This is a genomic window from Xanthomonas sp. 60 (assembly GCF_011761925.1).
In genome coordinates, this window is sequence record NZ_JAASQW010000003.1 from 64,747 (window position 1) to 79,117 (window position 14,371).

Below are 14,371 nucleotides of genomic sequence, written 5' to 3' on the forward strand. Positions count from 1 at the left end.
CGGGCGAAGGGGTGGTACGTCCTCTTTGGAACGCCTGCATCCTGCAGGTCACGTGGAGCGATTCAATGAGCTACATCGACGGATTCGCGCTTGCCGTACCAACCGCGAACAAGCAGGCCTTCATCGACCATGCGCGCACCATGGACGCGCTGGTGCTCGAACTTGGCGCGACGCGGGTGGTGGAGTGTTGGGGCGAGGACGTGCCTCGCGGCACGTTGACAGATTTCCAGGGCGCGGTGAAAGCCACGGACGATGAGACGGTCGTCTTTTCCTGGATCGAATGGCCCGACAAAGCCACCCGCGATGCAGGCGTGCAGAAGATGATGGACGATCCCCGGATGGACCCGGCGAACAATCCGATGCCCTTCGACGGCAAACGGATGATTTTCGGGGGGTTCGTTCCTGTCGTAGAGCTCCCCTGAGGAAAGCCGCCTTGACGCCCCACCCTGGCGTTCGCTTCAATGGCGGTGGAGCACGGGGGGACGTCCAGATGGAACGGGGAACGTTGACGGCGCTGGCCGCAGGGTCGGCGCTTGTGCTCGCTGGGGCGGCATGGGTGCTCACGCAAGGGGACAGCCCGGTAGACCCGGATACACGGGCCGTGGCGTCAGCGCGTGGTGCGCCCGCTGCTTCAGCAGTGAAAAGAGTCGATGCCCGCCGCTTAGCGGATAGCGCCGGCAGCCGAAGTGACGCGACGCTCTATGATGCGGCAGCATCCTCCGACGCGGCAGAAGCCGATGCGTCTGTGGCGTTTGCATTGGTCAGCGGTAATCTCAAATGCCAGATAGATCGCGATGCAGATTCAATCGACCATATCAAGCTCAGTACGGACGACGCGCTATGCGACGAACTGACAAGAAAGCCGCTTTCCAACGATGAGATTTACCAGGCGATAACGCTCGCAGCCGAGCAGGGACACGTCCTTGCCCAGCTCCACTATGCCGGCTATGTGGCGGCGCTCTTCGATGACCCCAGATATGCGCTTGATCCGGACTTCATCCGCGAACTCAAATCAAACACCGTCCGCTTCCTCGAGGCCGCTGGACGTAGCGGAGAGAGCGAAGCCTACCTGAGGCTCAGCAGTATCTACAGCGACGGCAATCTTGCCGACGGAGATCCCGTCCTCTCCTACGCCTATGCAAATGCATTCTTCCAGGCAGGCACACAGAGATATGCCGGAAAAATCCTGCACCAGTCGATGGACGGACTGAGCCCGCAGGAGCTCCGCCGGGGAAACGAATTGTCACGGCACATCCTCGATCAGAGGCAGTCAGATCCAGGTATCGGTAGAAGCGCTGAAAGCCGCTGACGAGCGATGAGCGCCGATCGATGAACCGTGCAACGAACGCGGCCCTGCGCTGAGGTCACCCAGGTGTGCCTGGACGGCGTTGTACCACCCACTCGCCATCCTCCTTCCGGAACGGGCCTGGCAACGGCGGAAGGATGTCCAGCACCCGTTCGGAGGGCCGGCACAGTCGCACCCCCATCGGGGTCTGCACGAAGGGACGGTTGATCAGCACCGGGTGAGCGAGCATCGCATCGAGCAAGTCGTCCGGGGACAGCGCGGCATCGGCCAGGCCCAGCGCGTCGTAGGGGGTGTCCTTCTGCCGGATCGCGTCGCGTACGCCTAATCCAGCAGCCGCGATCAACGCCATGAGCCGCTCGCGGCTGGGTGGATGCGTCAGGTAGTCGATCACTTCCGGCTCGATGCCAGCGAAGCGCATCATCGCGAGCGTATTGCGTGACGTGCCACATTTGGAATTGTGATAGATGACCGCTTTCACGTACTTTCCTCGTTGCTTGAAAGGTGTTCCACCACGCCCGCAGCCGCCGCGAGGGCGGCGGCTTCCACCGCGCCCTTGCGCTCGCTGTAACGGTCCACCAGGTACTCGCTGCGCTCCCGCACCAGCAGGGTGAACTTGACGAGTTCCTCCATGACATCCACCACGCGATCGTAATAGGCGGAGGGTTTCATCCGACCCTGGTCATCGAACTCCTGCCACGCCTTGGGCACCGACGACTGGTTGGGAATGGTCACCTGCCGCCGTTGAGCTTGGCGACCATCGCAGACGCAAGATATGGTGAGGTTTCGACAGCCTCGCGAATGTCCCGAGCAGCCGAAGGCGGCAACCCGGGTTGCTTCTCTACCTCATTGAGCAGCTATTCGACACGTGGATCAACCATCGATTGGCTCCAACTCGAAGGTCACTCTCGAAACACAGTGAGGATCGTCGCGGTTGTCTGTTTTGACGGCGATGTAGACCCCAAGGTTCTGCCCGGCCTGCTTGTCGAACATGATCCGATGGTCATCACCATAAGCTGGCTTGGTAGTCCGAAAGCCAGCGGACACCAATGGGGCCTGCACCTCGACCATGGTGAGTTCGCATGAGTCAGGCGGGTCAACCGATACCTCTATCAAGTGTCCAGGGTGCTTGGAGTAAGGCTTCCAGACCGCCAACTCGTAGCCACCCTGCCCTAACGCGCCTTTGACCCCATAGCGCCGCCCCTTGCCATCCGGAGGTAACTTAAACCCTATGGCCTGCTCGACAACCTCTGGAGCCGTGTCCGTTTGGGAGCGGAGAGCCCGCGCCAACTGAGCCAGCGCGCTGGTCAGCACGGGGACGGTCAACGCGGGCCCCGCCTGCAACTCGGGGTAAGCGTCTTCATCGACAATCCGAGGTGAGCCGTTCGCTGCAGCGTCGACCGCCCTATCAGATGCTACAGCAGCTGTGTTCTGTTCGGCCTCAAAAGGGGCCTGGCTTGGCAGGTTTGGCACAGTCATATACTGAGGCGAAGCCGAAGGTTGAGCGCACGCCGCCAGTCCTGAAGTCAAAACTGCTGCGGCCAATGTCTTGACCAGTGGACAGGAAGGAGGGCGTCTGTCGCGACCGAAGTCCATAAGCGAGCTCATGCGAAGAGTTCGGAGCCTCAGTCTATCCGCACAGTAAGCCCAGCAGGCCAAACAGCGGAACTGTCGGATGCGGGTCAAGTCGTTCAGCCTCCAAAGGATGCGTCACGCCCACGCAGCGCCTCGAGGATACGCCGCAGCGTTGGCTCCTCAAATCCTCACGATCCTCTTCTCCATGGGTTTCCTTACGCACGAAGCTGAGCGTGACGGTCCGGTTGCCGCCGTTGGTCCGAAACGGGCCGTTGAGCACGTCGGTGCCCAACGTCTGCGTGGTGCCGGTCTGCACCGCGTTGCGCAGCACGCCGGCCGACAGGCTGCCGCCGACCACGCCTTGGGCACCGACGACTGGTTGGGAATGGTCACCTGGCGCCGTTGAGCTGGGCGACCGAGGGGGTGTCCAGGGCATCCGCTACCACGTTGCGGAGGTGCTGCATGAGATTGTTCCGCGTCGTCTATTCGATTATTCTAGAATCATGGAACATAAGAACGCAACCCATGCGCTTGCCGCCCTGGGGCACCCTACCCGTCTGTCGATCTTCCGCTTGCTGGTGCAGGCCGGTAGGGGCGGCAGGCTGGCCGGCGACATTGCCCAGGCCCTCTCGCTACCCGGTGCCACCCTGTCCTTCCATCTCAAGGAGCTCCTTGCGGCGGGCTTGATCAGCGCGGAGCACCGCGGCCGCACGATCTGCTATCGGGCCGAATTCGAAACGATGACGGCACTGGTGGGCTACCTCACCGAAAACTGCTGCGCCGATGATCGGGCCTGTGATCGCCCGTCGACCTGCTGACGCTTTCTCTGGAGCTTCATGAGCACGCTGCCTGCACGCTTGTCCTTCCTCGACCGGCATCTCACCCTTTGGATCTTCGCGGCAATGGCCTTGGGTATTGGGCTGGGGGCCACCTTTGACGGGTGGCCGGACGCGCTCAACAGCCTTTCCGTCGGTTCTACAAACGTGCCGATCGCGATCGGCCTGATCCTGATGCTGTACCCGCCCTTGGCCAAGGTGAAGTACGAGGCGTTGCCGCGCGTCTTCGACGACAAGCGTGTCCTGGCACTGTCATTGCTGCAGAACTGGGTCGTTGGCCCCTTCCTGATGTTCGGGCTTGCCGTGCTTCTCCTGCGCGACCATCCCGACTACATGACCGGCCTGATCCTGATCGGCCTGGCCCGCTGCATCGCCATGGTGCTGGTCTGGAACCAGCTGGCGCGTGGCGATAGCCAGTACGTGGCCGGGTTGGTGGCCTTCAATTCGATCTTCCAGATTCTGCTGTTCGGCGCCTATGCCTGGTTTTTTCTATCGTGGCTGCCGCCGGTGTTTGGTCTGCAGGCGAGCGTCATCGATGTAAGCGTCTGGGCCATCGCCGAAGCCGTGCTGGTGTATCTGGGCATCCCGTTCCTGGGCGGCTTCCTGACCCGTCGCTGGCTGACAAGACGCAGGGGCGTGCGCTGGTATGAGGAGACGTTCCTGCCTGCGATCAGCCCGATCACCCTCGCTGCGCTGCTGCTCACCATCGTGGCGATGTTCAGCCTCAAGGGCGGCGACGTGCTGCGCATCCCGCTGGATGCTGTCCGCATTGCCATCCCGCTGACGCTGTACTTCATCCTCCAGTTTCTGTTGAGCTTCTGGATGGGCCGGCTCATTGCCAAAGACTATCCGCGGACGACCGCGATCGCCTTTACTGCGGCCGGCAACAACTTCGAACTCGCCATTGCCGTGGCCATCGCAGCCTTCGGCCTGGCATCGCCGGTTGCGTTCGCTGCCGTCATTGGTCCCCTGGTGGAAGTGCCCGTCCTGATCCTGCTGGTGCACGTTGCCCTGCGGCTGGGCAAGCGCTTTTTTCCGACGGATGAGCGTGCGACAGAGTCGGAGCGGTGACTGAGGCTTGCGCAGGGAGAGCGTGTAATGACCCACCGGTTTCTGCTCAGGTCATGCGGATAATGCAGCGGCCTAGGCCGCGTCCGGGGCCATCATCTTCAGCGCCTGATGTGGCCGCTGGTGATGGAACTGGAGATCCGCTGGACGGTAGTTCTTGTCCATGCCCAGCAATCCAGCCGCTGTGCGTCGGCTCGGCAAGCTTGGACGATCTCAAGGACCAGTGCCGATTTGCGACTGAACACAGTGCAATTCTGATCGGCTCGTACTTCACATATCCAGAACTGGCCCTGCGTGGTCCTGCTGTGTCGTCTGCTGTCCGGTCTGCTCCAGCGCCTGCTGACGCAACTGATCTTGCCTGATGGCTTCGGCTTGCTGCATATTCTGCTGCGCCGGCTGCTGAGACGCTTCTCGCCCATCTACCAGAGCATGAAAGAACGGACCTTTCTCACCAAACGGAGCGTAGACAGCGAACACGTTCTCGGCACCGTCCTTACCCAGCCCGCCTGTGACTTTGTCGACCCGCTTCAGTAACGGGTCTTCGGCCTGCTGCTTGTAGAGCGACGCGGTGACGTTCTTGCTCTCTTCGTCGTTCCAGTTGCCCGTGCCACGCACCCAGGAATGGATCCGCTGGTAGGTCGAATGGTCAGGATGAGCGGGGTTGTCGGCCAGCAACGGATCAGCAGCAGCCTTCTCCTGCGACGGTTCAGGATCCTGTTTCTTGCTGCGGCCAGGCGCTGTCACCGAGACTGCGCCCAGTGTCGGCACGTGGGCCAGAGCGGGCTGGCCAAGCTCGGCCTTGGCCTGGCGAATCTCTTCCGGGCTAGTCACCGCGAACTCGCGGGCGACTCCGTCAGGACCTGTCTGCAGGTGAGCGACGGGACTGTCGTAGCCGTATTGCCCCTGCTCGTTGGGCTTGAGCTGCTGCATCGTGGACCCGGAGATGCCATTGGCCTCCCGCGTCCGCTGGGTCGCCAGCTCCACGGCCGGCAAATTGTCGGGCTGGGCGTTCAGATCCACGCCAGCGCTGCGGTAGCGATGCAAGACCTCGTTTTTCTCGAGCTGTACGGCCGTGGGCGCTGGGCGGGACTGGATGACCGTCAGTTTCTCCTGGGCGCGCTCCAACGAGGGCTGGCGCATCTGGTTGGTGAGCTCCAGCTCCACGGCCAGGTTGCCGGTGGCCACCCCGTTCTTGCCCGCCCACTGCCCATCAGCAGTGCGCTGGTAGAGGTGGCCGTCGTGGCCGTGCACTTGGTCCTGCTTCGCCCGGGCGCTCTCCACCGCGGCTGGCACGCCCACGCCGTAGTCCTCGCCCCGCTGCGCGGCATGGTTCTCCAGGTATGCCTGGGCGACGGCCTCGCGACCGGTCGCGATGTTGTTCTCGATCCGAGCCAGGGATTCCTGGTTCAAACGCTGCGCCTGCACCGGGGTAGCGGTCTGCAGCTCGTAGACGCCATTGCCGTTAGCACCCGCCACGCCAGTCTTAACTTGGCGCTCCCAGGACTCGTTGGCCGGATTGCGCTGCCAGTTCTGATTGTCCAGTCCAGTCTGATCGCCAGGCTTGGCCGGGAGATTGAACGGATCCTGCGGTGGTGGCGCTTTGCCCAGTGCCAACTCGGCGCCCTTGGCATTCGCCATGGCGTTCAACTCTTGGGACTTGACGTAGCTGGCTCCCACCGGAGCCTGACTGGGAGTGTCTCGTCCATCGGCCCCGCGCTCGAAAAGGCCCTGGCGCTCCCAATCCCGCCCGTTGAACTGCCACTCCACCCCGTACTTGTCGGTCTGGTTATAAATGGCGCGGTTGTCCAGCAGATCGGCACCTTTGTCGAACGCTTTGCTCATCAACAGCGCATCGCCCACCACCAACGCCGCAGGCACGACGCCGGTTCCGCCCAGTACTGCGGCCGTGGATGCACCGCCGGCCCAGCCGCCTGCATTGCGAGCAATGGCGTGCTGAACCTCCGACTGGGCAGCCGTGGTGTTGCCCTGCTCCATCAGCGCAGCCGCCGTGCGTGCGGTCGTCACAGCGTCGGCACCTGTGGTCAGGAGTCCCCCGGCACGGGTCAGGCCGCGGGCGGACGCCTCGCCCATCAACAGCTGCATGGAGACTTCGCCGCGCTGCCCGCGGGGCACACGAAGGTTGCGTGCGACTTCTTCACCCAAGGTATTCTCGACCACAGCAACGCCGCCCGTCGACATGGTCAAGCGGCCGTCGTGATAAGCGCTGGAAATGGCCTGGGACAGGCCCTGGCGCTGAAGATCCAGGTTGCCGCCGCCAAGCAGTGGCTGTCCGGAGCTATGGAAATGCTGCAACGTGGAAACGATGCGGCCTTCGTTGTGTGTCACCCCGCTCCACTGGCGCGCATTGGCGCTGGCCTGGCCGTATGCGTTCAACTGCGTCGCGTTTTGGATGGCGTAGCCGTTCGGGTCACCGAAGAATGCCTGGGTGACAGCCCGTGTTTGGTCCATCGTCTGCCCCAGCGCAATGTTCGTGCGCAGGTCGCCATTGATGAGCGCCACCTGCGCGGTGTCGCTCAATCGCTGAACCTTGAGGGCCACTCGATCTAACGCGTCCGGATCCGCCCTCAACGCCGCTTGGCCATCTTTCGTGGCAGCCAAGTCTTCCAAGGCATCTTTCAAACCGAGGCCATATTCTCTGATGGGGCGGCCCGTATGTGGCGTAACCCCAATGGCCTGAGCAAGTGCCTTGTCATTAGGCAAATTGATCAGGTTGGTGGCCGCGTCCTTACTGAGCCGGCCGGAGTCCACCAGCGCTTGCAATAGAGGGTCACGCGTAAACGCCTGCTGCTCGATGGCGTGATGCGATTGAAAGAGCGGCTTGCCGGGCATGGTCCAGGATCCTTCCTTGTCGCCTGGTGGAATCAGATATCCGATGCGTCGATGAACGAGATGCCGCTGACTTCTGCGTCGTCAGGTATCCCAGCATGATGAACCGCATCCTTGAACTTCCGATCGCAGAACACGGACGGGTTGAACGGCACCCGGAACACGTGCGACTCTCCCAACACCTCTCGCCGGAAGGCAAGGCTGGCTCCCCCACCCAGGGAATAGAACTTCCCACGCACATACTCGTCATCGACCTTGACCCTCAGCCGCGATGACTCTTCGTCCAAGGCATCCAGCTCTCGAACCACGTCGCACAGGAAGTGGCGTGGCCCCCTGATGCCATCGGCCAAGCGGTAATCCACCTCGGTGAACGCAAAGGCGCTGGGATCAACCGAGCACATGGCGTCATGGAGTCGCTCGGACACCAACCAATAACCGCCAAACCCCGGCTCCAGATCGCGAGGCTCGGGGCCTTCGCTGGGATCATAGGTCATCTGCGGTTGCTCGAGCATTAAAGGAAAGCCGACTCCTTCTGGACGCAAAATCACGCGTGGTGGCGACAGCAGCTGACGGAGATTGTCGAACATCACGCCGCAGGGCTGCCTGTTGCTCTCCATGTCCGATACGACCATGTAGAAGGCACCCGGCCTGGGCTGATTGGTCATCGTTGTATCCATGCGTTGCATTCCATCCATAGGGTCATTGCCTTCGGATCACTGCGACAGAGTGTAGCTCTATCATTACTGTGCGTGCTTCTCGTCTGGATGGACGCAGTTCTCCCCTGATATCGCGGGCGGTTCTAAAAGAGCTGCAACCTCCTGATCCTCGCTGGCGACCCTTCGCCGCATCCCTGGGTTTGGCCACATCACGGTGCATGGATTCCGATCGCCGTTCAAAGACTGGGGCAGTGAGACAACGGACTACACAGATGACCTGTCGGAGGCTGCGTTGGCTCATCAAATTCGCGACAAAGCAAAGGCAGTCGACAAGCGGGGCACTATGCTGGAGAAACGGCGCTTGATGATGCAGTGCTGGGAAATCAGTCGCCTGTTTAGCCTGCGAAAGGCGGAATCCCTTTAGATAGGCCGGCTGGAGAATCCTTCGACTTTCATTCTTGGCCCATAGCGCAGTTCGGCAGCCCGATTCTCCATCGCTTTCAACCGACGTCCAGACCACCCAATCACCAAACTCCCTCTGCTTCGGCGCCGCCTCATTGGAATTTTCAGCCAACCTCGCCGAGACTACGGCGCGTTGTCAAGAGGCCTTGTGCGAGCAGCGCGATCTCCAGCGTCAACAGAAGATCATCCACACACAGCATTGCGTCGAAGCGTCAAATGCTGCTGAGCAATGTGTGTCGCCACTCCGCTCCCGTTACTGGTCGAAATGCCCCTGTGACGCGTCCCACGCAACACACCAACATCTTTGACGTAATCGAGTACTTCGTCGCTCCGCGCAACTGCCCTTCGGCCGTATCCACGAATATCCATCCCAACGCGCAGGTCTCGTTTGGGCAGCTCGCTATCCTGGTCTTAGCCACTGGCCTGTGATCTCTATTGGAGTTACTCAATGACCCAGCGCCACGTCAGCCACCCTGAAGGACTGCCCCTTGCTCCGCCGGGCACAGCGCGCGCGCCACATCTACGACGCGCGCAGCGCCGCCCCCGGCGGTGACCACTTCGCTGAATGTCGCTGCAAGGCGACTGCGAAGCGAGCCGATGCCGAAACCGCGATCGCCGGATGGCGCCGCATCAACCGCCCGGCGCGGAGCGCCAAAAAGCCCGCCGCCTAGCTCGGCCACGACAACGTCCTGCAGATGCCATTGCGGCTGCTGGGCACTGACGAGACCCACAGGAGGACACATGGGAGCCGCTGAGAAATTCGAAGAACTGCTGTCGCTTCATCGCGTCCGCGCCATGACCGGCATGGGTAAGACTTTCATCTACGGTGAGATCAACGCGAGCAGATTCCCGCGATCGATCCGCATCGGGCGCCGCGCTCTCTGGATACAATGGGAGGTGCAGGGCGGGGTTCGGCGTCAGATCACGTAGAACAGGCCTATGCAGCTGGACGGGTAGCTGGGCGGGTAGCAACGTCCTAAGCAACAAAAAAGCCCCGTTTTGAAGGGGCTTTTGGCTGCAACTGGCGGAGAGCGCACCCGCTCGATCTCGATCTCGTCCATCGGCCCCGCGCTCGAAAAGGCCCTGACGTTCCCAATCCCTCCCGTTGAACTGCCACTCTACCCCGTTGTTGTCGGTCTGGTTATAAATGGCGCGGTCGTCCAGCAGATCGGCACCTTTGTCGAACGCTTTGCCCATCAACAGCTGCATGGAGACTTCGCCGCGCTGCCCGCGGGGCACACGTAGATTCTGCGCGGCGTCTTCTGCCAGGGTTTGCTCGATTACTCCGATCCCTCGCTCGGATATCACAATACGCCCACCGTGATGGGCGTTGTTGATGGCAAGCGACAATCCGCTGCGCTGAAGCTCGATATTTCCACCTCGAACGATCGCGCTATTGCTGGCCTGAATCTGGTTGAGCGTAGTGACAATTCGAGACTCAGAGTGCACGACCGCTCCCCAGCCATGGTCCACTCCAGTGAATCCCTGCAGGCCATCGATCTGCTGGGCATGGCTCTAATAGTAGGCCGGTATATCACGAAAGAACTGGCGCACCCTTCGATTGGTCTGTGCTGGAAGCTCACCAACCGGCGTGTTGGTATTCAAGTCGTTGTTGATCAGCCCGACCTTAACGGTATCGCGCAGCTGTTCGACACGTTTTGCGACTCGGTCTATCGCCTCCGTGTCGCCGCTCAAGGCCAGGTGGCCGTCTCGTGTCGACTGCAGCCGATCTAATCGCTCAAGCATGCCGTTTTGGTATTCGGCTAGCGGTCCGATTGTACGGATGCGCGAACTACACGAAGACAGCCGGGGTACGCTGGGAGCTGGCCGCATGCGCGAAGACCTGGCTGAGGAGGGCGAGACTGCCAGCCTGAACCGGGTGGCGCGCTTGATGGCAGCCGACGGCCTGCAGGGCTGGCCCCAGCGCAAGCGTCGCGGACAGCGTGCCCGTCCAGCCGTGATACCACCGGGCGTGGTCAATCTGCTCGAATGTGATTTCGTCGCGCTGGAGCCAGAGACCAAGTGAGTGACCGATGTCACCGAGATCAAGACCGAGCGGGGCAAGCTGTATCTGTGCATAGTGCTGGATCTTTACGACCAGCGCGTTGCGGGGTGGCCAATTCACGATCGGCAGGACCGGCAGATGGTGATCCGAGCGGCGCAGATGGCGGTGTGGCAGCGGCAAGGAAGTCATGCGGTGATCCTGCATTCCGACCGTGGCAACCAGTTCCGCAGCGGTGACTACCAGGGATATCTGGCCGCCAACAGCCTGATCTGCTCAATGAGCTCGGCGGGGCACTGCGGTGACAACGCGGCCTGCGAAGGCTTTTTTGGCCTGCTCAAGCGTGAGCGGTTCTATCGAACGAGCTCCCCCACACGGGATGCAGCAAGAGCGGATGTGTTTGACTACATCGAGCCACGCCCCAGCCCTAGGATGCGGCGAAGGCTCGCTACGCAGAATCAGAAGATTGCAGCTCTTTTAGAACCGTCCGTGATATCGGGGTAGAGCCCAACGATTGCTGTTCCGTTTCCTGGAGCATGCGCTCGATGCGAGGATCAAGCATCGCTACGCTCCATCTCGAAGCTCACGACCCTCACGCAGGTCGGCGCGTCCCGTTGGTCAGGGGTTGTGGCGATGTAAAGACCAAGCGACGGGCCAACGGTCTTGTCGAACGTGATCCGTTGGTCGTCGCCAAATGTCGGCACATACACCCGAAAGCCGTCGGCCTCCATCTGCTTCTTCAGCGTGTCGTAAGCGAGGCAACCGTCCGGAGTGAGGGTCAGCTCCACCCGGTGCCCAGGGAGGTTCGGCGAACCCTTCCACACTGCCCAGCCGTAAGTGCCATTGCCCGTCTTCCCGCTCACGCCTCTCCGCTCTCCTTCGGCGTCAGGAGGCAGCTCGATTCCCAGAAGCCGCTCCACGTTGGCGGGCTCGGAATCAGCTTGTGCGTGGAAGGCTAGGGCGATTGCTTGGATCTGCTTGAAAAGCTGGTTCGATGTGAGTTCGGGCCCTGCCTTGAACCCGGGGTAACCGGCCCAGCTCATCATCGGCGACGAACCAGGTGGCAGCGCTGCGTCAGAGATGGCGGCGGCACGGTCCTGCTCGCGCTGAAGGTCAGCGGAGGTCGCTTCCTGCACTGCTTTCTCCTGTTGAGCCTTCGACGGCTCCGCACATGCGGCCAATCCCAACAGCAAAGCACCTGTCGAGAAAGCTTTGGTGATGTGGGTTGCTTTGTGAAATATATCCATGACAACCAGTCCGGCGCTTGAGATTCAAAAGCTCACTGTCAGTTCTTGTGCTCTTACCAGGCAGGCACCTGGCGGATGCGACATGGTAAGCATGCGCATATAACCGGTTGTCTTGGCTCTGGGGATGTCCTGCTCGATACCCTCAGAAGTGATCTGCACTCGTCCCAACGCACGGGCCTCATCCTGGCTGGACAGATGGCAGACTTGAAGAGTTTCCGTCTGAGCCAAGAGGTCCTTGCTGATCGTGGGGGATGACTGGGTCGGACCGGCTGAAATGATGGGGGATTGGCATCGGGATCTTTCCCGATTTAAGTCCTGCCCCTGCAGCTCTTAAAATCCTGAACGTATTTCACAATCAATCACCTACGCGGATCTGGCGGAGAGAGTGGGATTCGAACCCACGGAAGGTTTGACCCTTCGCCGGTTTTCAAGACCGGTGCCTTAAACCGCTCGGCCATCTCTCCGATGTGCAGCGCGCCCGGCGGCTGACCGGGGAGGCGTATTCTCGCATGGAGCGGGGCCGTTTGCCCATGGGCACGCCCGGCCCGCGCCGTCAACTGGACCCTCAGCCCGCATCCACCGCCATCGCGCCCAGTGCGGTCGCCTTGATCTTCTCCTTGGCCCGTTCGCACGCCCCGCCGCAATGCAGGCGCGAGGCTTCAAGCTCCGGCGGCAGGTGTTCGGCAAGGAAATCAATGAACACCCGCACGGCCGGCAGCAGGCCACGGCGCGAGGCGAACACCGCGTGGCAGATGCCCTGCGGCAGTGACCAGTCGGGCAGCACCACCTCCAGTTCACCATTGCGGACGGCCTCGGCGCATACGGTTTCCGGCAGCATCGTGATGCCGAAACCGTCCTTGACCATGCTCTGGAGCAGCGGGAAATCAAAGCCGGCCACGCGCGGCTGCAGGTCCACGCGGCGCACCGCGCCTTCCGGTCCGTGCAGTTCCCAGCGCTGCCGTGCCTCGTCTTCGCTGATGCTCAGCGTGACATGGTTCGCCAGCTCCTCAGGATCCTTCGGGCGACCGGCCCGGTCCAGGTATTTCGGGCTGGCCACCAGCAACTCCTGCACCTGGCCGAAGCTGCGCATGACCAGGCTGCCGTCGTCGTCCAACCGCGAGCGCACGCGCAGCGCCACGTCGTAGCCTTCATTGATGATGTCCACGCGGCGGTTGCTGATGTTCAACTGCAAGCGCACCTTGGGGTACTGCTCCAGGAACTTCGGGAGCAGCTTGGGCAGCTGCATCTGTGCCAGCGACACGGGCACGCTGGCGCGCACCAGGCCGCGGGGCTCGGCGCTCAGGCGATCAACCACTTCGCGCGCGGCCTGCGCTTCAGCGAGCATGGTCTGCGCATGGCGATGCACGCTGTTGCCCACGTCGGTGACGGCGAAGCGCCGCGTGGAGCGCTGCAGAAGGCGCACGCCGAGGTCCGTTTCAAGCTGGCTGATGCGGCGGCTGAGACGCGACTTCGGAATGCCCAGCGCGCGCTCGGCCGCAGCGAAACCGCCATGGTCGACCACCATGGCGAAGTAATAGAGGTCGTTGAGGTCTTGCATGTCGCAATTCCATATCTAGAACAATACGTGGCATTCAACCACCTTTATCCCACCTTGGCAACAACCTATCTTGATCGGGTCGGCGGCACACCGCCCCTCCCAGATCATCAAGGTATGGCCATGAAGCTCCTTCATATCGATTCCAGCGCACTCGGCGACAACTCGGTGTCCCGCACCCTCACCGCGGCGGTTGTCGCGCAGTTCGCCGCGCAGGGCAGCGCGCTCCAGGTCACCTATCGCGACCTCGACAAGGACCCCATTCCGCACCTGCGCAGCGGTTCACTGGCGCAGAGCGATCCCGCCGAAGCGGCGCTGGCGGCAGAGGTGCTGGAAGAGTTTCTCGCCGCCGACGTGCTGGTGATCGGTGCGCCGATGTACAACTTCACCATTCCGTCCACCCTGAAGGCCTGGATCGATCGCGTGGCGGTCGCCGGGCGCACGTTCAAGTACACGGAAAACGGGGCGGTTGGCCTGTCCGGCGGCAAGCGTGTGATCGTGGCCAGCGCCCGCGGCGGCATCTACGCCGATCCGGCCGGCGATTTCCAGGAACCGCTGCTGCGCCAGATCTTCGCCTTCCTCGGCATCGACGACGTCACGTTCGTGCGCGCCGAAGGCGTCGCTTACTCGCCCCAGCATCGTGAGGATGCCCTCGCCGCGGCCCTGGCCAATCTGCCGGACGCCGAGCTCGCCGAGGCCTGAGTTCACAGGCGGTCGCTGTCCTCGTCGGGCGCACCGCCTGGGGCTGGAAGCTCCCCTCCCCCCTTCCGGCCCACCCCTGCGGCCCCGCTTCGGCGGGGCCGTTTCTGTCTTCAACGTG

General features: G+C 62.0%; 12 protein-coding genes, 1 tRNA gene and 3 pseudogenes. 7 read left to right on the forward strand and 9 right to left on the reverse strand.

Annotated features, from left to right (window positions below):
• The first annotated feature begins 65 nt into the window (after positions 1–65).
• Both FHY09_RS07265 and FHY09_RS07270 read left to right on the forward strand, forming a co-directional pair.
• Entirely contained in the window at positions 66–422 is a 357-nt protein-coding gene (locus FHY09_RS07265) for a DUF1428 domain-containing protein (protein ID WP_166925673.1), read from the forward strand.
• A 68-nt stretch (positions 423–490) separates the two neighbouring features.
• Positions 491–1,309 carry a hypothetical protein gene (locus tag FHY09_RS07270; RefSeq protein ID WP_166925675.1) on the forward strand — a complete coding sequence of 273 codons (819 nt, stop codon included), beginning with the start codon at positions 491–493 and terminating at the stop codon, positions 1,307–1,309.
• Between the two features lie 55 nt (positions 1,310–1,364).
• On the opposite strand, the gene arsC is transcribed toward FHY09_RS07270, so the two are convergent.
• The 3 genes and pseudogenes from arsC to FHY09_RS07285 all read right to left on the reverse strand — a co-directional run bounded on the left by arsC (position 1,365) and on the right by FHY09_RS07285 (position 2,911).
• Complete coding sequence (gene arsC / locus FHY09_RS07275) at positions 1,365–1,784, reverse strand: arsenate reductase (glutaredoxin) (protein WP_166925677.1); 420 nt, start codon at positions 1,782–1,784, stop codon at positions 1,365–1,367.
• Positions 1,781–2,092, reverse strand: a pseudogene (locus tag FHY09_RS07280) (arsenical resistance protein ArsH); the annotation flags it as partial. The pseudogene FHY09_RS07280 and the gene arsC, both read right to left, overlap by 4 nt.
• 84 nt (positions 2,093–2,176) lie before the next feature.
• Positions 2,177–2,911 (reverse strand): hypothetical protein, encoded by a 735-nt coding sequence (locus tag FHY09_RS07285; protein WP_456362732.1) that lies wholly within the window; start codon positions 2,909–2,911, stop codon positions 2,177–2,179.
• A gap of 470 nt (positions 2,912–3,381) precedes the next feature.
• Here FHY09_RS07285 and FHY09_RS07290 point away from each other — a divergent pair, with 470 nt between their 5' ends.
• Together FHY09_RS07290 and arsB are read left to right on the forward strand one after the other, a co-directional pair.
• Entirely contained in the window at positions 3,382–3,696 is a 315-nt protein-coding gene (locus FHY09_RS07290; RefSeq protein ID WP_166926554.1) for a metalloregulator ArsR/SmtB family transcription factor, read from the forward strand.
• A gap of 18 nt (positions 3,697–3,714) precedes the next feature.
• Entirely contained in the window at positions 3,715–4,785 is a 1,071-nt protein-coding gene (arsB, locus tag FHY09_RS07295; protein WP_166925679.1) for an ACR3 family arsenite efflux transporter, read from the forward strand.
• A gap of 267 nt (positions 4,786–5,052) precedes the next feature.
• On the opposite strand, the gene FHY09_RS07300 is transcribed toward arsB, so the two are convergent.
• Positions 5,053–7,632, reverse strand: a complete 2,580-nt coding sequence (locus tag FHY09_RS07300) for an XVIPCD domain-containing protein (RefSeq protein ID WP_166925681.1) — start codon at positions 7,630–7,632, stop codon at positions 5,053–5,055.
• 32 nt (positions 7,633–7,664) lie between these two features.
• Positions 7,665–8,306, reverse strand: a complete 642-nt coding sequence (locus FHY09_RS07305; RefSeq protein ID WP_456362733.1) for a DUF1629 domain-containing protein — start codon at positions 8,304–8,306, stop codon at positions 7,665–7,667.
• A 1,182-nt stretch (positions 8,307–9,488) separates the two neighbouring features.
• Here FHY09_RS07305 and FHY09_RS07310 point away from each other — a divergent pair.
• Positions 9,489–9,677 carry an AlpA family phage regulatory protein gene (locus tag FHY09_RS07310; RefSeq protein WP_166925685.1) on the forward strand — a complete coding sequence of 63 codons (189 nt, stop codon included), beginning with the start codon at positions 9,489–9,491 and terminating at the stop codon, positions 9,675–9,677.
• Between the two features lie 123 nt (positions 9,678–9,800).
• On the opposite strand, the pseudogene FHY09_RS16420 reads toward FHY09_RS07310, so the two are convergent.
• A pseudogene (locus FHY09_RS16420) lies at positions 9,801–10,580 on the reverse strand (hypothetical protein); the annotation flags it as partial.
• Between FHY09_RS16420 and FHY09_RS07325 the strand changes: the two are divergent.
• Positions 10,528–11,253: pseudogene (locus FHY09_RS07325) on the forward strand (IS3 family transposase); the annotation flags it as partial. The pseudogenes FHY09_RS16420 and FHY09_RS07325 sit on opposite strands and share 53 nt — an antisense overlap.
• 50 nt (positions 11,254–11,303) lie before the next feature.
• On the opposite strand, the gene FHY09_RS07330 reads toward FHY09_RS07325, so the two are convergent.
• The 3 genes from FHY09_RS07330 to FHY09_RS07340 form a co-directional block, all read right to left on the reverse strand.
• On the reverse strand, positions 11,304–11,996 hold the full coding sequence (locus tag FHY09_RS07330) for a hypothetical protein (RefSeq protein ID WP_456362734.1): 693 nt from the start codon (positions 11,994–11,996) through the stop codon (positions 11,304–11,306).
• 374 nt (positions 11,997–12,370) lie between these two features.
• A tRNA-Ser gene (locus tag FHY09_RS07335) sits at positions 12,371–12,460 on the reverse strand.
• A gap of 101 nt (positions 12,461–12,561) precedes the next feature.
• A complete protein-coding gene (locus tag FHY09_RS07340) occupies positions 12,562–13,554 on the reverse strand; it encodes a LysR family transcriptional regulator (protein WP_166925691.1) in 993 nt (330 codons plus the stop codon).
• Positions 13,555–13,674: 120 nt separating this feature from the next.
• Here FHY09_RS07340 and FHY09_RS07345 point away from each other — a divergent pair, with 120 nt between their 5' ends.
• Entirely contained in the window at positions 13,675–14,253 is a 579-nt protein-coding gene (locus tag FHY09_RS07345; protein ID WP_166925694.1) for an NAD(P)H-dependent oxidoreductase, read from the forward strand.
• Positions 14,254–14,371: the final 118 nt, after the last annotated feature.